General features: G+C 70.5%; 18 protein-coding genes. 7 read left to right on the plus strand and 11 right to left on the minus strand.

The window, feature by feature from the left end; all coding sequences use genetic code 11:
• Nucleotides 1–9: 9 nt before the first annotated feature.
• The 8 genes from fabG to Sfr03f_RS22865 all read right to left on the minus strand — a co-directional run bounded on the left by fabG (nt 10) and on the right by Sfr03f_RS22865 (nt 8,677).
• The gene (gene fabG, locus Sfr03f_RS22830) at nt 10–795 is read right to left on the minus strand and encodes a 3-oxoacyl-ACP reductase FabG (RefSeq protein WP_108955848.1); all 786 of its coding nucleotides are present in this window, start codon (nt 793–795) and stop codon (nt 10–12) included.
• Between the two features lie 81 nt (nt 796–876).
• Nucleotides 877–1,149 carry an acyl carrier protein gene (locus Sfr03f_RS22835; RefSeq protein WP_174721634.1) on the minus strand — a complete coding sequence of 91 codons (273 nt, stop codon included), beginning with the start codon at nt 1,147–1,149 and terminating at the stop codon, nt 877–879.
• A 76-nt stretch (nt 1,150–1,225) separates the two neighbouring features.
• Nucleotides 1,226–2,440, minus strand: a complete 1,215-nt coding sequence (locus tag Sfr03f_RS22840) for a ketosynthase chain-length factor (RefSeq protein WP_108955850.1) — start codon at nt 2,438–2,440, stop codon at nt 1,226–1,228.
• Nucleotides 2,437–3,708 (minus strand): beta-ketoacyl-[acyl-carrier-protein] synthase family protein, encoded by a 1,272-nt coding sequence (locus Sfr03f_RS22845; protein WP_108955851.1) that lies wholly within the window; start codon nt 3,706–3,708, stop codon nt 2,437–2,439. Before Sfr03f_RS22845 ends, Sfr03f_RS22840 begins: the two co-directional genes overlap by 4 nt.
• Nucleotides 3,705–4,034 carry a TcmI family type II polyketide cyclase gene (locus Sfr03f_RS22850; RefSeq protein WP_108955852.1) on the minus strand — a complete coding sequence of 110 codons (330 nt, stop codon included), beginning with the start codon at nt 4,032–4,034 and terminating at the stop codon, nt 3,705–3,707. The genes Sfr03f_RS22845 and Sfr03f_RS22850 overlap by 4 nt, the downstream gene beginning before the upstream one ends.
• 89 nt (nt 4,035–4,123) lie before the next feature.
• Complete coding sequence (locus tag Sfr03f_RS22855; RefSeq protein WP_108955853.1) at nt 4,124–5,599, minus strand: FAD-dependent monooxygenase; 1,476 nt, start codon at nt 5,597–5,599, stop codon at nt 4,124–4,126.
• Nucleotides 5,600–5,845: 246 nt separating this feature from the next.
• Entirely contained in the window at nt 5,846–7,618 is a 1,773-nt protein-coding gene (locus Sfr03f_RS22860; RefSeq protein ID WP_108955854.1) for an acetyl/propionyl/methylcrotonyl-CoA carboxylase subunit alpha, read from the minus strand.
• A gap of 369 nt (nt 7,619–7,987) precedes the next feature.
• On the minus strand, nt 7,988–8,677 hold the full coding sequence (locus Sfr03f_RS22865; RefSeq protein ID WP_245967709.1) for a response regulator transcription factor: 690 nt from the start codon (nt 8,675–8,677) through the stop codon (nt 7,988–7,990).
• 336 nt (nt 8,678–9,013) lie between these two features.
• Here Sfr03f_RS22865 and Sfr03f_RS22870 point away from each other — a divergent pair, with 336 nt between their 5' ends.
• The gene (locus tag Sfr03f_RS22870) at nt 9,014–9,691 is read left to right on the plus strand and encodes a ScbR family autoregulator-binding transcription factor (protein ID WP_108955855.1); all 678 of its coding nucleotides are present in this window, start codon (nt 9,014–9,016) and stop codon (nt 9,689–9,691) included.
• A 165-nt stretch (nt 9,692–9,856) separates the two neighbouring features.
• Here the strand turns inward: Sfr03f_RS22870 and Sfr03f_RS22875 are convergent, their stop codons facing one another.
• Nucleotides 9,857–10,792: a ScbA/BarX family gamma-butyrolactone biosynthesis protein gene (locus Sfr03f_RS22875; protein WP_108955856.1), complete on the minus strand. Its 936-nt coding sequence runs from the start codon at nt 10,790–10,792 to the stop codon at nt 9,857–9,859.
• Between the two features lie 490 nt (nt 10,793–11,282).
• Here Sfr03f_RS22875 and Sfr03f_RS22880 point away from each other — a divergent pair, with 490 nt between their 5' ends.
• Both Sfr03f_RS22880 and Sfr03f_RS22885 read left to right on the plus strand, forming a co-directional pair.
• Nucleotides 11,283–11,972 carry an HAD family hydrolase gene (locus tag Sfr03f_RS22880; protein ID WP_245967725.1) on the plus strand — a complete coding sequence of 230 codons (690 nt, stop codon included), beginning with the start codon at nt 11,283–11,285 and terminating at the stop codon, nt 11,970–11,972.
• Nucleotides 11,973–12,235: 263 nt separating this feature from the next.
• Complete coding sequence (locus Sfr03f_RS22885; RefSeq protein ID WP_108955858.1) at nt 12,236–12,895, plus strand: ScbR family autoregulator-binding transcription factor; 660 nt, start codon at nt 12,236–12,238, stop codon at nt 12,893–12,895.
• Between the two features lie 124 nt (nt 12,896–13,019).
• On the opposite strand, the gene Sfr03f_RS22890 is transcribed toward Sfr03f_RS22885, so the two are convergent.
• Nucleotides 13,020–13,604 (minus strand): NADPH-dependent FMN reductase, encoded by a 585-nt coding sequence (locus tag Sfr03f_RS22890; RefSeq protein WP_108955859.1) that lies wholly within the window; start codon nt 13,602–13,604, stop codon nt 13,020–13,022.
• 124 nt (nt 13,605–13,728) lie between these two features.
• Nucleotides 13,729–14,376 carry a TetR/AcrR family transcriptional regulator gene (locus tag Sfr03f_RS22895; RefSeq protein ID WP_108955860.1) on the minus strand — a complete coding sequence of 216 codons (648 nt, stop codon included), beginning with the start codon at nt 14,374–14,376 and terminating at the stop codon, nt 13,729–13,731.
• Nucleotides 14,377–14,665: 289 nt separating this feature from the next.
• Here Sfr03f_RS22895 and Sfr03f_RS22905 point away from each other — a divergent pair, with 289 nt between their 5' ends.
• The 4 genes from Sfr03f_RS22905 (at nt 14,666) to Sfr03f_RS22920 (ending at nt 18,259) form a co-directional block, all read left to right on the plus strand.
• On the plus strand, nt 14,666–14,986 hold the full coding sequence (locus tag Sfr03f_RS22905; RefSeq protein ID WP_108955861.1) for a VOC family protein: 321 nt from the start codon (nt 14,666–14,668) through the stop codon (nt 14,984–14,986).
• Nucleotides 14,987–15,139: 153 nt separating this feature from the next.
• On the plus strand, nt 15,140–15,844 hold the full coding sequence (locus Sfr03f_RS22910; protein ID WP_218028177.1) for a YczE/YyaS/YitT family protein: 705 nt from the start codon (nt 15,140–15,142) through the stop codon (nt 15,842–15,844).
• Nucleotides 15,841–17,094, plus strand: a complete 1,254-nt coding sequence (locus tag Sfr03f_RS22915; protein WP_108955863.1) for an MFS transporter — start codon at nt 15,841–15,843, stop codon at nt 17,092–17,094. Before Sfr03f_RS22910 ends, Sfr03f_RS22915 begins: the two co-directional genes overlap by 4 nt.
• Nucleotides 17,095–17,458: 364 nt before the next feature.
• Nucleotides 17,459–18,259 carry a class I SAM-dependent methyltransferase gene (locus tag Sfr03f_RS22920; protein ID WP_159105715.1) on the plus strand — a complete coding sequence of 267 codons (801 nt, stop codon included), beginning with the start codon at nt 17,459–17,461 and terminating at the stop codon, nt 18,257–18,259.
• Nucleotides 18,260–18,265: the final 6 nt, after the last annotated feature.

Raw genomic sequence — 18,265 nt, forward strand, 5'->3', positions numbered from 1 at the left:
GCGGGGGACTCAGAAGTTGCCGAGACCGCCGCAGACGTTCAGCGCCTGCGCGGTGATCGAGGCGGCGGTGTCGGAGGCGAGGTAGCCCACCAGCCCGGCGACCTCCTCGGGAGTCGAGTAGCGGCCGAGCGGGATCTTCGCCCGGAACTTCTGCAGGATGGCGTCCTCGGACGTGTCGTAGGCGGCGGCGTACCCCTGGCGCACCCGCTGCGCCATCGGTGTCTCGACGTACCCCGGGCACACCGCGTTGACGGTGATCCCGGTGGGGGCCAGCTCGTTGCCGAGTGCCTTGGTGAAACCGACGACCCCGTGCTTGGAGGCCGAGTACGGGGCGCCCAGGACCACGCCCTGCTTGCCCGCGGTGGAGGCGATGTTGATGATCCGGCCGCGGTCCTTCTCCCGCATGCCGCCGGCGTTCAGGGTCTCCCGGGTCATGCGGAAGACGCTGTTGAGGTTGGTGTCCATGACGTCGTTCCACAGGTCGTCGCCGATGTCGGCGGTCACTCCGCCGCCGCTGCGACCGGCATTGTTGACCAGGACGTCGACGGGACCGAACCGGTCGACGGCGGCACGGACGAAGGCTTCCACGGAGGGCTGCGACCGCACGTCGAGCGTCGTCCCGTCCACGTCGAACCCGTCGGCCTGCAGCTGCTTGACCGTGTCGGCGACGGCGTCCGCGCTGCGCGCTCCGATGAACACCTGGTGGCCCTGTTCCGCCAGGACCCTGGCACAGGCCAGACCGATCCCGCTGGTGGCGCCGGTGACGAGGGCGACCCGCTTGTCCTGCTGCGGCATGTTTCTCACTTCTCCAGTCGATGGCGAGGGGCGGGGCCGCCGGGTGCGGGGGTCGGCACCCGGCGGCCGTGTGGGAGGGGGTCAGGCGACGGTGGCGCCGGACATGAGGTGCGCGTTGACCGCGTCGATGAGCGCGCGCGGCGTACGGGCTTCGGTGAGCACCGAGTCGTCGAGCGTGATGCCGTACTCGCGCTCGATGCGGCTGCCGGTCTCCAGCAGGGCGAGGGACTCGTAGCCGAGGTCCTCGAAGTCGGTGTCGAGGATGTCCCCGCCGAGGTCGACGTCCTCGGCCATCCCTGCCGCCTCCAGCAGGATGCGCTTGAGGGAGTCGAGGGTGAATTCCTGTGCGCTCACGGGCATTCCTTGTCTGTGCGATGGGTCGGTGGAACGGATCGGAAGAGATGTGCGGATGGGGGTGCCGGCGGGCCCGTCAGTCGACGGCGCGCACGACGACGGCGGAGTTGAAGCCGCCCTGGCCACGGGCGAGGACGAGGCCCGTGCGTACCTCGGCGGTCCTCGCCGCTCCGTTCACCAGGTCCAGGCCGTACTCCTCGGCGGGTTCGACGTTCACCGTGGGAGGGATGAGCCCCTCCTCGATCGCCAGGAGGGCGGCGGCCAGGTCGAGGGGGCCGGCTCCGGAGTACAGGCGCCCGGTCATGGTCTTGGGCGCCGTGACGGGGACGCCGCGCCGTCCGAAGACGGCGGTGAGTGCCTCGGCCTCGACGCGGTCGAGGTCCGGGAGGGCGGCCGCGTCGGCGAAGACCACGTCGACGTCGCCGGCCTCGGCCCGGGCGTCCGCCAGTGCCAGTTCGATCGCCTTGCGCAGCCCGGGGGCCCGCCCGCTGCCCGGCCTCGGGTCGAAGGTCGCACCGTAGCCGGAGATCTCGCCGTAGATCCGTGCGCCACGGGCACGGGCCGCGTCGGCGGCCTCCATGATCAGGATCGCACCGCCCTCGCCGGGCACGTGCCCCCGGGCCTCCCGGTCGAAGGGCAGGTAGGCCCGGTCCGGTTCGTCGCTGGTGCTCAGCCGTCCGCCGGCCAGCTGGGCCACCCAGCCCCAGGGGCAGATCGAGGCGTCGACGCCGCCGGAGACGATGAGCGGGGTGCCCTTGCGGATCTGGCGGCGGGCCTGGGCCACGGCGTCCAGACCGCCCGCCTGGTCGGTGACGACGACGCCGCTGGGGCCCTTCATGCCGTTGCGGATGGATATCTGGCCGCTGTTGACCGCGTAGAACCAGGCGAAGGACTGGTACGCGGAGACGTACTGGCTGCCCTGGCTCCACAGCTTGCGCAGCTCGCCCTGGCCGAACTCGAAGCCGCCCGAGGCACTGGCGGTGACCACCCCCATGTCGAACTCGGGCAGGTCCGCGGGCTCGACCCCCGCGTCGGCGAGGGCCCAGTCGGTCGCCGCCAGGGCCATCTGCGTCATGTGGTCGGTCTGCGGAAGCAGCCGGCTGGGCAGGTGGTCCGCGGCCACGAACCCGGGCACCTCCCCGGCGAGCCGGGCCGGATACCCCGACGGGTCGAAGCGGGTGACGCGGCCGATCGCGTTCTTGCCGTTCCGGGTCGCATCCCAGAAGTCGCGCGTCCCCAGGCCGTTGGGCGCGGCGACGCCCAGGCCGGTCACCACCACAGAGGCGGTCATGCCAAGCTCCTCTCCGGACGGGCGAGCACCATCGCGCTCTGGAAGCCGCCGAACCCGCTGCCCACCGTCAGGACGGTGTCGGTCAGCTGGTCGCGGGCCGTCAGCGGCACGTAGTCGAGGTCGCACTCCGGGTCCGGGGTGTGCAGGTTCGCCGTGGGGGGCACCACGTTGTGCTCCATGGCGAGCGCGGAGGCGGCGATCTCGATGGAACCGATGGCGCCCAGGGAGTGCCCCACCATGGACTTGATGGAGCTGACCGGGGTGCGGTACGCGTGGTCGCCCAGACTCTTCTTGAACGCGGCGGTCTCGTGCCGGTCGTTCTGCTTGGTCCCCGAACCGTGCGCGTTGATGTAGTCGATCTGCTCGGCGTTCATCCGCGCCTCGTCCAGCGCGACACGGATGGCCTCGGCCATCTCGGCACCGTCCGGCCGCAGGCCGGTCATGTGGTACGCGTTGCTGCGCGTGGCGTAGCCGGCGATCTCCGCGTAGACGTGGGCACCGCGCCGCCGGGCGCTCTCCAGCTCCTCGAGGACGAAGACCGCGGCTCCTTCGCCGAGGACGAACCCGTTGCGCGTGCCGTCGAAGGGACGGGAGGCGCGCTCCGGATCGTCGTGGCGGGGCGTGGTCGCCTTGATGGCGTCGAAGCACGCCATGGTGATCGGCGAGATCGGAGCGTCCGAGGAACCGGCGACCATGACGTCGGCGGATCCCTCGCGGATCAGTTCCACGGCGTAACCGACCGAGTCGATCCCGGACGTGCAGCCCGTCGAGACGACGGTGCTGGGACCCTCCGCGCCCACGGCCCACGCGACCTCGGCGGCGAACGAGCTGGGGACCAGGTGGTTGTAGAGATGCGGGGCCGCGTAGGTGTGGTCGACGAGGTCGAGCCTGCCGCCGTCACTGACCACGCGGTACTCCTCGTCGAGCCCCATGGTCGCGCCGACCGCGCTGCCGACGGTGACCCCGACCCGGTAGGGGTCCAGGTCCGTGAGGTCCAGGCCGCTGTCCTGCACGGCGCCGCGCGCGGCCACCACCGCGAGCTGCGCGGCACGGTCCATGCGGCGGACCTCCTGCGGGGTCAGACCGTGTTCGTAGGGGTCGAAGTCGATCTCGGCGGCGACACGGGAGCGGAACGGGGACGGATCGAAGAAGGTGATGCCGCGCGTCGCGGTGCGGCCGCTGCTGATCAGGTCCCAGAAACTCTTCCTGCCGACGCCACCGGGCGCGAGGACTTCGATGCCGGTGATCACGACGCGTCGGCCGGTCACTTCGACGCCTCCCAGGTGTAGAAGCGCGTGGCCATCGCGTCGGCGGGCGAGCGCCAGGTCGCGGGGTCGTACGCCTCGATGAACGGCTTCAGGTCCTCGCTGATCCGGACGAAGCGGGGGTCGGTCTTCGCGTCCTCGATGCGCTCGCCGCCGTTGTCGGTGTCGAAGTCCTGCAGGTGGAAGTACAGCCCTCGGTACGAGAACAGCTGGCGTCGCCGGGTCCCCATGCGGTGGGGCATCTCCGTGGCGTCGAATGCGGCGAACAGCTCGGCGACGTCGGCGTGCGCGCTCGGTTCCATTCGGGCCACGATCAAAGTGCTGTGCATCGTGCTCTCTCCTCAACAACCTGGACCGGGGGAAGAAGCCGGCCCCCGTGTCCTGTGGGCGGTGTGGCTTGTTGCGGACGAAGCGGTGCTCAGACGCCGCGGGCGGGTCCGAACCAGCGCTCCAGGGCCATCGGCAGGTCGCTGTGGCTGCCCGGCGCGGCCCAGGCGACGTAGCCGTCGGGGCGGATCAGGACGGCGCCCGTGCCGTGGAGCGGGCTGTCGTCGGCCGGGTTGTGCGGTGCGGCCGTGACCACGTCGACGCGGTCCGTCCAGCCGACCGCCCTCTGCCGCAGCCGAGGGTTGTCCGCCAGGTCGAGCAGGACGCCCCGCCCGGAGTGCAGCAGCCGGGTGCTGCCGGTCCTCAGGCCGTCGCCCGCCAGTTCCACGTCCGGCATCCGCCGGCCGAGGAGCGGGTGGCTGCCGCCGCCGACGTCGTAGCGGATCTCCAGACCGCTGACCATGGCGGCCAGATGACGGCTGACGACGTCGTACTCGATGAGCTCCGACATGACGTCGCGCAGCGGCTGCATCTCCGCCCCGCTCAGGAACAGCAGTCCCTGGGCACGGGTGTTCATCATCAGCCGCTCGCCGACCGGGTGGCGCTCGCTGTGGTAGGTGTCCAGCAGGGCTTCCGGCGCCCTGCCGCGCACCACGGCGGCGAGCTTCCAGCCGAGGTTGACGGCATCCTGGATGCTGGTGTTCATGCCCTGGCCACCGGCCGGCAGGTGGATGTGGGCCGAGTCGCCGGCCAGGACGACGCGACCGCGGCGGTACTCGGTCACCTGGCGGGTGGCGTCGCCGAAGGAGCTGACCCAGACCGCTTCGCCGTGGGAGATGTCCTCCCCGGTCACACGCTTCCAGCCCGCCACGATCTCGTCGTACGACGGAGGCGCCGTGCGGCGCTGGGGCGGGGTGCCCCTCTCGCACAGGATCAGCCGGGTGATGCCGCCGGGCAGCGGGCCGACCATGACCATGCCGCCCGGGAACGTCTCGCCGATCATCCGCGGCTGCAGGTCGAGGCCCTTGACGTCGGCGAGGAACATCTCGAGCGTGGCCGGGGTGCCGGGGAAGTCGAACCCGGCGGCCTTGCGCACCGTGCTGCGACCGCCGTCGCAGCCGACGAGGTACTGCGCGCGCAGGGTCCGCTCCCCCGCCGGGGTGACCACCTCGACCTCGACGCAGTCCTCCTTCTCGATGACCGAGCGGACCTCGTGGCCTCGGCGAAGATCGGCGCCGAGCTCCTTCGCCCAGGCCTCCAGGACGGCCTCGGTCTGGGACTGCGGCACCGTCTTGGCGGCCTGGTGGGCACCGGCGAGCACCCCGAAGTCGACGGGAAGGCCGCCGAAGTGACCCACGTTGCTGGTCTCCACCTCACCGAACCGGGGCAGCAGTCCCCGCTGGTCGAACACCTCCATCGTGCGGGCGGTGAATCCGAGGCCGCGGGATTCCCCTGTGCGCTTCTCCAGTTTTTCGAGAACGATGACGTCGACACCTGCGACCCGCAGTTCCCCGGCAAGCATGAGACCGGCGGGGCCGGCACCCACGACAATCACAGAAGCATCCATTTACCCCTCCCAGGGGAAAGCCGAAATCCACTCACGAGTGCATGGCTGCGCGACCGCGCAAATGAAAGCCATACAAAATAAAGCAGGAGCCCATATGGCGGATCAATACGGTCTGTGTCAGATCCTGGTCAATTCACGTCAGGTCTTCGCCCGGCCGGTCGAAATGGTCGAGAAAGGCCACGGGGAAAGTGCGGGGAATGGAAACACCCGGGCATCGTTCCGCGTCGGCCGGCCGGGGAGCACCGGTCAGTCCTTGATCTCGCAGATCGGGGCGCCGGAGGAGACGGAGGCGCCGATCTCGGCGGTCAGGCCCTTGACGGTGCCCGCGCGGTGGGCGTTGAGGGGCTGTTCCATCTTCATGGCCTCCAGGACGACGATCAGGTCGCCCTCCTGGACCTTCTGGCCCTCCTCGACGGCCACCTTGACGATGGTGCCCTGCATCGGGGAGGCCAGGGTGTCGCCGGAGGCCGCGGGGCCGGACCTCCTGGCCGCGCGACGCTTGGGCCTGGCGCCCCCGGCCAGGCCGGTGCGTGCCAGCGACATCCCCAGCGCGGCGGGCAGGGAGACCTCCAGGCGCTTGCCGCCGATCTCGACCACGACCGTCTCGCGGGTGGTGTCCTCCTCGGCCTCGGCGTCGACCGGGGCGGTGAAGGGCTTGATGTCGTTGACGAACTCGGTCTCGATCCACCGGGTGTGGACCGTGAACGGGTCCTTCGAGCCGGTCAGTTCGGGGGCGAATGCCGGATCGCGGACCACCGCGCGGTGGAAGGGCAGGGCGGTGGCCATGCCTTCGACGCGGAACTCCTCCAGCGCCCGGGCGGCGCGCTGCAGCGCCTGCTCGCGGGTGGAGCCGGTGACAATCAGTTTGGCGAGCAGGGAGTCCCAGGCCGGGCCGATGACCGAGCCGGACTCCACCCCGGCGTCCAGGCGCACGCCCGGACCGGACGGCGGCGCGAAGGTGGTCACCGTGCCGGGGGCGGGCAGGAAGCCCCGCCCCGGGTCCTCGCCGTTGATGCGGAACTCGAAGGAGTGCCCGCGCGGTTCCGGGTCGTCGTAGCCCAGCTCCTCGCCGTCGGCGATGCGGAACATCTCGCGCACCAGGTCGATGCCGGCGACCTCCTCGGTGACCGGGTGCTCCACCTGGAGGCGGGTGTTGACCTCGAGGAAGGAGATGGTGCCGTCCGCGCCGACCAGGAACTCCACCGTGCCGGCGCCGACGTAGCCGGCCTCCTTGAGGATGGCCTTGGACGCCGCGTACAGCTCCTCCACCTGCGCCTCGGAGAGGAACGGCGCGGGGGCCTCCTCGACCAGCTTCTGGTGGCGGCGCTGCAGGGAGCAGTCACGGGTGGAGACGACCACCACGTTGCCGTACTTGTCGGCGAGGCACTGGGTCTCCACGTGACGCGGCTTGTCCAGGTAACGCTCGACGAAGCACTCACCCCGGCCGAAGGCGGCCACCGCCTCGCGGACGGCGGAGTCGTACAGCTCGGGTACCTCCTCCAGCGTGCGGGCGACCTTCAGGCCACGGCCGCCGCCGCCGAAGGCGGCCTTGATCGCGATCGGCAGGCCGTGCTCCTCGGCGAAGGCGACGACCTCCTCCGCGCCCGAGACCGGGTCGGGGGTGCCCGCGACCAGCGGGGCGCCGGCGCGCTGTGCGATGTGACGGGCGGCCACCTTGTCGCCCAGGTCGCGGATGGCCTGCGGCGGCGGACCGATCCAGATCAGGCCCGCGTCCAGCACCGCCTGCGCGAAGTCGGCGTTCTCGGACAGGAAGCCGTAACCGGGGTGGACCGCGTCCGCCCCGGAGTCCTTGGCCGCCCGGAGCACCTTGGCGATGTCGAGGTAACTGGTGGCCGGAGTGTCCCCGCCCAGCGCGAACGCCTCGTCCGCCGCGCGGACGTGCGGAGCGTCCCGGTCCGGGTCGGCGTACACCGCGGCACTCGCGATCCCCGCGTCCCGGCACGCCCGGGCGACACGGACAGCGATCTCACCACGGTTGGCGATCAGCACCTTGCGCACGTTGGCAGCCTCCTCCCTTTCGACAGCGGCCGCACTGCCGTTTCGCGCGGCGGCCGGCTCCGTGAACAAGGTTCCGGGTTTTCCCTGCCGGTGGGCAAGCCTTCGAAGTTCATGACTCGGACAGGTTTGTCAGATGACTGCCGCTTTCTTCGACGAGGGCAAGCGGAGTGTCAGAGGCGGGTCAAATGCCCTCGTCCCGGCGGCCTGGCGATCGCGCACCACCGGCCCGCTCACGCGGCCGTCCGGCCGGCCGGACGGCAGAAAGGCGAAAAGCTCCGGACGAACACGGGTGGTCCTGCTCATCATCCCGTGCGCCGGAGCTTTTCCGCCGAGCGCTATGCCGAGCGGGGGTCCATTCCCCCGCCTCCCCTATTCGGGAGCGAATTGAAATCCGACTCCCCGGACCGTGACGATCCAGTCCCGTTCCCCGAGTTTGTTGCGGAGACTGCTGACGTGCGTGTCGACGGTGCGGCGCGACCACGTGCCGCCCCACACCTGCCGCATGACCTGCTGCCGCGAGATGACGGCGCCGGGGTGGGAGGCGAGGAGGTGAAGAAGGTCGAACTCCTTGCGCGTCATCTCGACGCTGACGCCGTTCACCCGGACCTGCCGGGTGCGGGGGTCGATGCGGAGGGGGCCGTGCTCGATGGCGCTGCTCTCCGTCCGCTGCCGGCCGGCACGGCGCATGACGGCTTCGATGCGGGCCATCAGCTCCCGGAACCCGTACGGCTTCACCAAGTAGTCGTCTGCGCCGGCCTGCAGGCCGAGCACCCGGTCGAGTTCGCTGCTGCGGGCCGTGACCGCGATCACCGGGACGTCACTGCCCCGCCGGATGCTCCGGCAGACGTCCAGCCCGTCCAGGTCGGGCAGCTCCAGGTCCAGAAGCACCAGATCGGCTTGCTCGTACAGGTCCAGAGCGGCACACCCCGTCCTCACGTGGTCGACCTCGTGACTGTGCCGCCGCAGTCCGCGGACGAGGGAGTCCGCGTCGGAGGCGTTGCTCTCGACGACCAGTACCCGCCACCCGCCCGATGTCCCCCGGCCGGTGGCGGACCCCACTCCCTCCTCCGCTAATCCGGATCCCCAGGAACCGGATATTCGAGACTTCACTGTGCTTTCCATGGTGCGCGTCACTGTTTCCCCCTTGATCGAAGCAGGTCGGCTACCTACCAGAAGCCAGTCATCGGGACTTTAAAAACCGACTCCGCCGTTTGTCAACGTCGAAGTGATGTCCGTTCTGCCCGAAACGAACCGATAATTTCGAGGGGAAGGAGAGCCCTGTCTCGCTTCTTCCTTCGGTGTCGCATCCCACCCCTTACGTAAACAGACCCCCATCCCTGATAATTCGCTGCGGATGCCCTCAATCCGTCGCCTCTTCATGACCACAGGAAGGCCATGCCCCGTCAAGAACGAGCCGTCCGCACGCGGAACCAGCTCCTGACCGAAGCCGCTTCGTCGTTCCGCCGGCACGGGTTCAGCCGCTCCCGACTCACCGAGATCAGCCGAAACGCGGGTGTCAGTTCCGGAGCTCTGTATTTCCACTTCTCCGGCAAGGAGGAACTCGCCGCCGCCGTCGAGGCCGAGGCCATCGAGACCCTCCGGTCGGCCGCCCTGGACGTCCGACACTCGCGCACCTCGCCGCTGCAGTCCCTGATCGACACCTCCCACGCGCTGGTCGCAGCACTGCGTTCGAGCCTCGTCACTCAGGTCGGTCTCGAGCTGAACTGCGACCGGCACACGCACAACCACACGGACCTGCGCCAGGAGTGGCACGGCTGCGTCCAGCGGCTCCTGGCCGAGGCCGACCGCGCGGGCGCTCTGCTGCCGCACGTCTCCCGGCAGGCCGCCGCTTCGGTGATCGTCGCCTCCACCGTGGGATTCGACGTGCTGGGAAGGGAGGACGAGCAGTGGATCTCGGCCGGCGTACTCACGTCACTCTGGCAGTTGCTGCTCCCCTCCCTGGTCGTCCCCGAGCACCGCGCCGCGCTCAACCCGGCGGGGACGTCCAGCGTGTTCGACACCCGGTCCCAGGACCGTGCTGGCTCCGTCCGGGCGGACGGCACAGCGGGCTGACACCGTCCGTCGGCGCGGAACCGGCGGTGGCGACCGCCGGGCCGCGCAACGGACCCGCTTCCCCCGGTACCTCCTGCCACGGCGGACCGGCCCGGGCCGGGCGGCGCACGGGTGTCCGGAGCTGCCCGGCGCTCCGGAGGAAGCCGTGCCGGTCCGGTCCACGGTTCATCCGGCGCCCGCCGGCACGGTGAACAGGTCCACCGTCGCGGTGAAGACAGCGTTGCCACCTTGATGTCCGGTGATCCGGGCGCGTTGTCCTTGGACGGTCGGAGTCACCGAGTTGACGTGGATCCAGCAAGGGCTGTCCAGCTCGGCGTACCGGTGAAACGTTCCCGCGACGCCCTGCGGAAGGAGTCGTGCTTCCGGGCTGCCGACCGTGAGCGCCGCCTGTCGTGCGGCTTCCAGCAGCATCATGCCCGGCACGTGGTCGACGAAGTGGTCGAAGAGCACGGGGTGTGAGAGGTCGATGTGCAGCAGCCATTGTCCGGGGGTTCCCGTGCGGGCCAGGACGACGTCGTTCTGGTCGGCGCGGCCGACGAAGAGGGGGGACAGGCGCCGGTTCGAGGTGTCCGGCACGACCACGTCGGCGTTCCGGGAGGCGCGCAGCCGACGGTAGGCCTCGGGTGTCGTGACGGTGTACCGCGCCCCGCCCTCGGCGACGATCTCGCCCTCGGAGCGGAGCACCGCCTCGTACCGCAGTCCCGTCAGTCGTCCGCCGCGGCGCTTGATCTCGACGCATCTCACGTCGATCTCCAGGTCCATGGGGGCGGACCCGATGCGCAGCAGAGCGGGAACGACGTCGTAGGACAGTTCCCACATCAGGAATTGGTGACCCATCGGCACGTCGAAGGCGGCGTGCGCCAGCAGGGCGCCCACCTGGCGGATGGTCTCCGCGGCGAGCATCGGGTCGTAGTGCTTCGCGATCGGACTGTAGAAGCTGTGCCCTCTGGGCCACTGCGCGAAGACCGTGAAACGATCACTGCCACGCTCATGCCACCCCGTGAGGAACACCTCGGCGACGGACGCCCGGTGCACGAACTCCCGCGGCACGGTGGCCGTCAGCCCGCGCACGGAGGGGACGGGCGGGTCGTAGCGGGACATCCGCGGCTCTTCGCGGGCTAAGGACAGTGTTTGCTCCATGGAACCCCCTGGGTTGGTTGGCCAGGCCTGCAGCCGTTCAACATCCAAAAAAGATACACACTCGGCGGTTTTCTTCAAGGGGCCTCAAGATCCGCACAGCCCGCGGGGTGCGCGGAGGTGGAGGAGGCCGCGCATCCTCGCAGCTGGGACGCCAAGTCCCGTATGAAACACAGCTGTTGGCGCCCGCTCTATGGTCTTGGTCATACCCGGAAGCAGAGTACCTTCTTCCGTTCGGCCCCTCCGCCCGTCGCGCCCGGCCCTGGGCACCGGAGCATGTTCCCCGCACTGTGTGACGCCGCTGCGACCGCCGTCTTTCCTCGAGGGAACGCTTGGTTCACCTACTCGCAGGTGTGTTTTCCGGCAGCCTGGGAAGACTCTGCGCGCCTTTGAAGCGTTCAAGATCGTCACGGGAGAGCATGTGCACCCTCTGCGTCATCTCCGGTTGGCCGCCGTGAACCTCGACGGCGTCCTCCTGAACGACACGTTCAGCCCGGTGATCCACCGGTTCGTCACACGGCGGGGTGGCACCTACACGGTGGACGTCGAGCGCGCCGTGTTCTCCCAGCCCCAGCTCGTGGCGTGCGGTGTGCTCGGGGCCGCCGTCGGCAGCGACGCCGCACCGGAGCAGATCCGTGCGGAGTACTTCGCCGAGCGGGAGGAGTACCTGGCCGAGCGTCCGGTCAGGGTGCTCGAGGGTGCGGTCGAGCTCGTGGCCAGGCTCCGGTCCCTGGGCCTGCGCACGGTGTGTTACGGGGGCCTGGAACGCGGTCACTTCGACCGTCACCTGGGCGCCCACGCAGCGCTCTTCGACGACCCGGCCTACGTGTGCACCAACGACTTCCGGCCCGGGGTGCGGGAGATCGCCGAACTCTTCGGGCTCCCCTGCGACCGGACGCTGTTCATCGACGACGTGGCCGGAGTCGGGCAGGCGGCGCAGGAGTCGGGCGCCTCCTTCATCGGCCACCCCAGCGACTTCGAGCACGGTTTCCAGCGATCGGTGATGCGCGCCCTCGGCGTGCGTCACCTCGTGGACGGCCCGGACCGGATCGACGAGGAACTCATACGGCTCGTGGACGCCGAGGCCGCGGCTCGCGCCGCGGGACGACCGGGCGCGCTGTGCGGGAGACCTGCCGGGGTCTGATCCCGGCCGCCCGGCCGGGAGCGTGTCCGCGTTCCCGGCCGGGCGCCTGCCTCGGCCGCCGGCCGGCCCGCTCCGCCCGCGCGGGCCGCCGGCTCGAAGTCCGGTGCGGAACACGGTCGTTCACTTCGACGAAACGCGGAGTCGTCACGTCGGACACCTGATTGCAAACATACTCGGCGGTTTATGATGCCCGCCCGGGCGTGCGCCGCCGGACGCCATGCGGCGGCCCGCACGCGATGACGCACCTGTAGAGGGGGACATCCGTGGCCAAGCAGGACCGTGCGATCAGAACGCGCAGAGCCATCCTCACCGCCGCCGCACAGGTATTCGACGAGCACGGGTACGAGGCGGCGAAGCTGAGCGACGTCCTCGAACGTGCCCAGGTCAGCAAGGGCGCGCTCTATTTCCACTTCGAGAACAAGGAGGACCTCGCCCTGGCGGTCCTCGAAGCGCAGGTCTCGCACCAGGCGCCCGCCGTCTCGGGTACGTCCAAGCTCCAGGAGGCGGTCGATGTCGGCCTGGCCTTCGCCCACCGGCTCAGTTACGACCCGCTGGTGCGCGGGAGCGTACGGCTGACGTTGGACGACACGACCACGCGGCTCAACCGCAGCGGTCCGTACCAGGAATGGATCGAGTTGAACGCCGCCATCCTGCGGGCCGCCAAGGAGCAGGGGGAGCTGTTGCCCCACGCGGTTCCCGAGGAGACGGCGATGGTGCTCGTGGGGGCCTACGCCGGCATCAACATGATGGCGCGTTCCATGAACGACCAGGCCAGCCTCGGAGTGCGCGCGGCGGCCCTGTACCGGCACGTCCTGCCGAGCATCGCGGTACCCGGCGTCCTGATGACCCTTGACCTGTCGCCGACGCGCGGGGCACGTGTGGTCGCGGAGGCCGAGGAGGCGAACCGCGGAGAGGACGAGTAGACGGCGGGGCCGCCTCGCGCGGTCCGCCGCCTCGGTCCGTACTCGGTGCGCACCCGGTCTGTACCCGGTCCGAGGCGGTGCGGACGTGGCGCGGCGTCCGCACCCGGCTCGGAGCCACGGGCGCTCAGAAGGTGTACGGCTCCGCGGTGCGCGCGGCGCGCAGCGCCCTGCCCCACCAGGCCACCTGGTCCAGCAGCTTCTTCGCCGCGACGTCCGCGCCCTGAGGCGCGTTGCCGTCGGCGAAGGCCCCCCAGGGGTTGTGCAGGCTGACCATCTCGCGCACCGTCATGGCGTGCACCTCGGCGAAGACCTGCCGCAGGTGCTCGGCGGCCCGCAGGCCGCCTCCCATGCCGCCGTAGGACACCAGCCCCACCGGCTTGGCGGCCCACTCCTGCAGGTGCCAGTCGATGATGTTCTTCAGCGAGGCGGGGAAGGAGTGGTTGTACTCGGGGGTGACCACGATGAACGCGTCGGCGGAGTGCAGCCGCTCGGACAGCTGGTCCTTCACGGTGCGGACGTGCTCGGCCGGCTCCTCGCCCATCGCCGGCATGGCGAGCGGCAGCGGGTGGTCCACGACGTCGATCACGTCGACCGTCATGTCGTCGCGCTCCTGGGCCTGCTGGGCGAACCAGTGGCCGACCTTGTCGCCGAGACGCCCGCCGCGCGCGCTACCGATGATGACCGCGAGAGACAGGGGCTGGGTGGTCATGTTTCCCTCCAGAAGAGACGGCTTGGTGCGGGACGCGACATGCGACGCCCTGACATCAAAGTAAACTACACCGTGCGGAGTAAAAAGTCCTTCCGGGTCGCGCTCCCGCCGACCGTGGGCAGGGTCAGGAGCGCGCCCCGTACAGCCTCAGGAAGGCACGCACTCCGGCGGTGACCAGCGCCTCCAACTCGTCCGCGGGCAGGGGCAGGGCTCCATGGAAGGAGCGCTCGTACGCCTCGGAGGTGACGAGCTGGGTGAAGTGGGCGGCCGCCTCCTGGGGCTCGTCCGTCCGCAGCCGGCCGGCCGCGGACAGGGTGGCGAAGTGCCGGGCGAGCCGGGCCTGCGTACGCCCCGGCCCTTCGGTGCGCCAGCTGTCGGTGACCTCGCCGGGCAGCCTGGACGCCTCCGCGAAGATGACCCGTACCAGGGCGAAGTGCTCCTTGAAGCCGCTCTGCGGCGTGGCGAGGGCACAGCCGAGCGCCACGAGCTCGGCCTCCAGGTCGACCGGCGAGGCCAGGTGCCGGTCGATGAGCTCCTCCTGGTGCTCCGCCACCGCGTGCGTACTCTCCTTCAGCACGCACAGGAGCAACTGCTCCTTGTCCTGGTAGTGGTTGTAGATGGTGCGCTTGGAGACGTGCGCCTCGGCCGCGATGCTGTCCACGCTGGCACGGATGTAGCCCTCGCGGCCGAAGACGACGCGGGCCGCGCGGTCGATCGCTACGCGCTTCGCGGGCCTCCCTGTTCGCGCCGGCGGGGTCGTTGCGGCCGTCATGGTGCTCCACTCCTTCGATTGCGCGCCAACGTTCGAAACTGTACCGCCCGGTTTACCGGCGGCGCCCGCCCCCACCGTCGCCACGTCCGCCCCCACCGTCGCCGCGTCCACCCCGCCCGGTTGGACCCCCGCCCTCCTTCGATTGCACCGTCCGGTTTACTTTCTGCCCTGCACGGTGTAGTTTCCTTTATGGCGGACGGCGGGCCCCGCACCATCCGGCCCCGGCGTGTCCGGCCCCTCCCCGTCTCGGCAGCCCCCGACGAGGGGTGTTCATGAAAGAGAGGACGTCATGTTCGGCAAGCTCACGGTGATCAAGATCTTCTGCGAGGACCTCGACACGATGGCCGCCTTCTACCGCGACCGGCTCGGCCTGAAGATCCGCGAGGAGTACCCGGGCGTCAGCGTGGTCTTCGACACCGGTCACGACGGTGAGCTGATCATCCAGAAGGGCACCCAGCCCAACGCCCTCGCCTTCACCCAGGTGGACATCCCCGCGGCCCACGAAGCCCTGGGCGACCTCGGCCCCACGGACGTCTTCCCGCACAAGACGGGTGAGCGGTTCGAGATCACCGACCCCGAGGGCAACCAGCTGATCTTCGTCAACGCCTGACGGCTCCCTGCGGCGGGCCTGCCGCGGCGTCTCCCCTTGGACGTGCCGGCGGGCCCGACCCTCCCCCTTGATGCTCCCCTGCGGGCGCTCCGGCCCGTGTCTTCCCCCTCACGCGCCGGACGTCCCGCAGGGGCCTCCCCAGAGGAACCCCGTATGTCCACTTCACGAACGACCGCCGTGTCGGTCCGGGGTCGAGGCCCCCGGGCCCTGCGTGAGAACCTCACGCGCTACGTCCTCTACCTGGCCGGCTGCCTGGTCTTCGCGGCCGGAGCCACCCTCTTCATCCACTCCGACCTCGGGGTGGACCCCCTGGACGTCCTCTCGCTGGGCATCCTGGAGCACGTCCCCCTCACGATCGGCGTGGCGCAGGCGTTCATCGCGGCCGTGTGCATCGCCGTCTGGTCGCTGTGGAACCGCCGACGCCCGGTGGTGATGCCCTTCGTCACCTTCCTCCTCTGCGGCAGCCTCATTGACCTGATGCTCCTCGCCGACCTGGAATGGATCGCCCCCGTGCCCTCGCTGGTCCTCGCGGTCCTGCTGTGCGCCTACGGCTCCTCCCTGATCATCATGAGCGGCACCGGCATCCGCGCCATGGACCTGATCGTGATCTCCCTCAACCAGCGCTGGAAGGTGCCCTTCTGGTGCGCGAAGGTCGGCGTCGAAGCCGTCCTGCTCACGCTCGGGTGGCTGCTGGGCGGCCCCGTCGGGATCGGCACCCTGGCCTTCCTGGTCTTCGTCGACGGTCTCATCCAGCCCTTCATGTCCTTCAACAGCGCCGTCTTCCACCTGGCCAACCGCGGCCTGGAGCGTCCCGGCGGCGTCGGCGGGCCCGTCCTCGAAGACGCGGGTGCCCGATGAGCGCCGTCGCACAGGAACAGGAACCCGTACCCGTCCGCCGGGGGACGCTGCCCCTCCTGCTCTTCGCCTCGACCCTGGCCGTGATGGCGGGCTCCATCCTCGCGCCGGTCATCCAGGTCATCCGCGGCGACCTCGGGGTCAGCGGCACCGCTGCCGGCCTCATCATCACCACCCACAGCCTCTCCATCGCCGTCACCAGCCCCCTGGTCGGCTGGATGATCGACCGCTGGGGCGTCCGCATGCCACTGGCGGGCGGACTGGTGCTGTACGGGCTGTCCGGCGGCGTCGGGATGGTCGTCGACAGCTATCCCGCACTCATCGCCACACGTGCCGTCTTCGGCGTCGGAGCGGCCTTCGTTTTCTCGGGCACCACCGTGGCCATGCTCAACCTGTACCGGGGAACCGCCCGGGACCGTGCGATGGGCCTGCGGGGAACGGCCACCAGCGCGGGCGGCGTGCTCTGGCCGCTGCTGTCCGGAGCCGTCGGGGGGATCTCCTGGCACCTCCCCTTCGGGATCTACCTGGTGGGCGTGCCCCTCGGTATCGCCACGGCCCTGATGCTCCCCCGCACGAAGCCGACGGGCTCCGCCGGCACGGCCGGACCGGGACTCGGCGCCTGGGCGATGCTGCGCCGGTACCGTCTCCTGCTCGTCTGGTACGCGCTGCAGTTCTGCGCCTCCCTGCTGATGTACGCGCTGGTGGTCTTCGTCCCGGACCGGCTGTCCGGGTTCGGCGTCGAGGATCCGCTGCTGGTCTCCCTCTACACCGTGGGCATGTCCGGTGCGATGAGTCTGATCGGGCTCGCGTACGCGACGCTGCGCGCGCGGCTGGCCTACGGCACGCTGCTGCGCGGCTCGCTGGTGCTGCTGACGGCCGCCTTCCTCGTGCTCGCCGTCGCGCCCAACGCCCCCCTCCTGTTCCTCGCGCCGCTGCTGTTCGGTCTCGGCCAGGGAGTGTTCTTCCCGGTCTCCACCGTCCTCATCGGCGAGGGCGTGCCCGAAGAGGTCCGGGGAAAGGCCACCTCCCTGTCGGGGACGGCCACCTTCGCCGGGCAGTTCGCCTCACCCCTGCTGATCGGGCCGCTCATCCAGGCGACCTCGCCGCTCACGGGATTCCTCCTCGCGGCGGCCGTGCCCGCACTGGCCGCGGTCCTCCTGATGGTCACCCGCACGGACACGACGGAGCCCGACGCCGACGCCGACGGCGGCGCTCCGGCCCCGGTCCCGCAGACCACCACGCGCACCGGGTGAGGACGGATCCGTCGCGCCCCGTCCCGGGGCACCGCGGGAGTCCGGGACCGGTCGTCCCCTCCACGGCCTCGAGGCCACCACGGAGCGGCCCCGGTCCCGCACTCCGCCGGTGACGACGGAATGCCGGCGGTCCGGCAACGACATTTGACGTAAACGTGACAAACTTGCGCAACGATCTGATAGGGCGGATCTTGCGCCATTCTTCACCGCCCAAGATCCTGGTGGCCGGGTTCTCCCGACCGCTTCGCCGATGCGCGAGCCGGTCGCGGACCTCTTTCCCCACCACTCGCGTTCCTTCGCCTGCTCGACACCGGCGTCCCGGCCGGGCAGGCGGGGGAACGGACGGAAAAGGAAGGCGTCGGACATGGCGAGCGGAACGTCGCAGCAGTCGTACAGCACGGGATCACTGACCCGGGGGACCTTCTCCCCGCTCGACCAGATCCGGCTGTTCGAGCGGAAGTACGACCCCGTGACCCGCGCCGTCGTCGAGGCGCTTCCCGTGGAGCCGGCGTGGCGCTGCCTCGAACTCGGCGCCGGCGCGGGGTCGATGTCCTACTGGCTGGCGGAGCGGGTGCCCCAGGGGCAGGTACTCGCCGTCGACATCGACGTCAGCCGGCTGGACGCCGAGCATGCCGCGAACCTGACCGTGCGGCAGGCCGACATCGTCGCCGCGGAGTTCGAGGAGGGCGCCTACGACCTGGTCCTCGCGCGGGCCGTGCTCGAGCACCTGCCCGACCCCGACGCGGTGCTGCGGCGCGCGGCGCGCTGGCTGGCACCCGGTGGCTGGCTGGTGGTGGAGGACTTCTACTACCTGCCGGCCGAGCACGCCGCGACGGCCGTGGGACGCACCCTCGTCGGCGGATACGTACGGCGCATGCAGGAACAGGGGGCCGACATGGGATGGGCACGGCACCTGCCGGCCGCCCTGGCGCGGGCCGGCCTGGAACCGGCCGGCCTGCGGCTCACCCCCGCGGGCCCGGGGCAGTCGGCCGCGGACGACGAGCTGATCGGCCTGCGGCTGAAGCAGGAGGGCCACGCACTGGTCGACAACGGCATGGTCACCGCGGACGAACTCGCGGAATTCATGGACCTGCTGGGCCGGCCGGAGGGGCGGGACATGACGACGCTCATGGTCTCGGCGTGGGCCCGCCGCCCGCAGGGGTGAGCGCCC

It is taken from the genome of Streptomyces fragilis, from assembly GCF_003112515.1.
In the GTDB taxonomy this organism is placed as follows: Bacteria; Actinomycetota; Actinomycetes; order Streptomycetales; family Streptomycetaceae; genus Streptomyces; species Streptomyces fragilis.

Coding starts and splice junctions, on each gene's coding strand:
- fabG (WP_108955848.1), bottom strand. CDS start 795: ATGCCGCAGCAGGACAAGCGGGTCGCCCTCGTCACCGGCGCCACCAGC.
- Sfr03f_RS22840 (WP_108955850.1), bottom strand. CDS start 2,440: ATGACCGCCTCTGTGGTGGTGACCGGCCTGGGCGTCGCCGCGCCCAAC.
- Sfr03f_RS22850 (WP_108955852.1), bottom strand. CDS start 4,034: ATGCACAGCACTTTGATCGTGGCCCGAATGGAACCGAGCGCGCACGCC.
- Sfr03f_RS22855 (WP_108955853.1), bottom strand. CDS start 5,599: ATGGATGCTTCTGTGATTGTCGTGGGTGCCGGCCCCGCCGGTCTCATG.
- Sfr03f_RS22870 (WP_108955855.1), top strand. CDS start 9,014: ATGCCCCGTCAAGAACGAGCCGTCCGCACGCGGAACCAGCTCCTGACC.
- Sfr03f_RS22875 (WP_108955856.1), bottom strand. CDS start 10,792: ATGTCCCGCTACGACCCGCCCGTCCCCTCCGTGCGCGGGCTGACGGCC.
- Sfr03f_RS22890 (WP_108955859.1), bottom strand. CDS start 13,604: ATGACCACCCAGCCCCTGTCTCTCGCGGTCATCATCGGTAGCGCGCGC.
- Sfr03f_RS22895 (WP_108955860.1), bottom strand. CDS start 14,376: ATGACGGCCGCAACGACCCCGCCGGCGCGAACAGGGAGGCCCGCGAAG.
- Sfr03f_RS22905 (WP_108955861.1), top strand. CDS start 14,666: ATGTTCGGCAAGCTCACGGTGATCAAGATCTTCTGCGAGGACCTCGAC.
- Sfr03f_RS22910 (WP_218028177.1), top strand. CDS start 15,140: ATGTCCACTTCACGAACGACCGCCGTGTCGGTCCGGGGTCGAGGCCCC.
- Sfr03f_RS22915 (WP_108955863.1), top strand. CDS start 15,841: ATGAGCGCCGTCGCACAGGAACAGGAACCCGTACCCGTCCGCCGGGGG.
- Sfr03f_RS22920 (WP_159105715.1), top strand. CDS start 17,459: ATGGCGAGCGGAACGTCGCAGCAGTCGTACAGCACGGGATCACTGACC.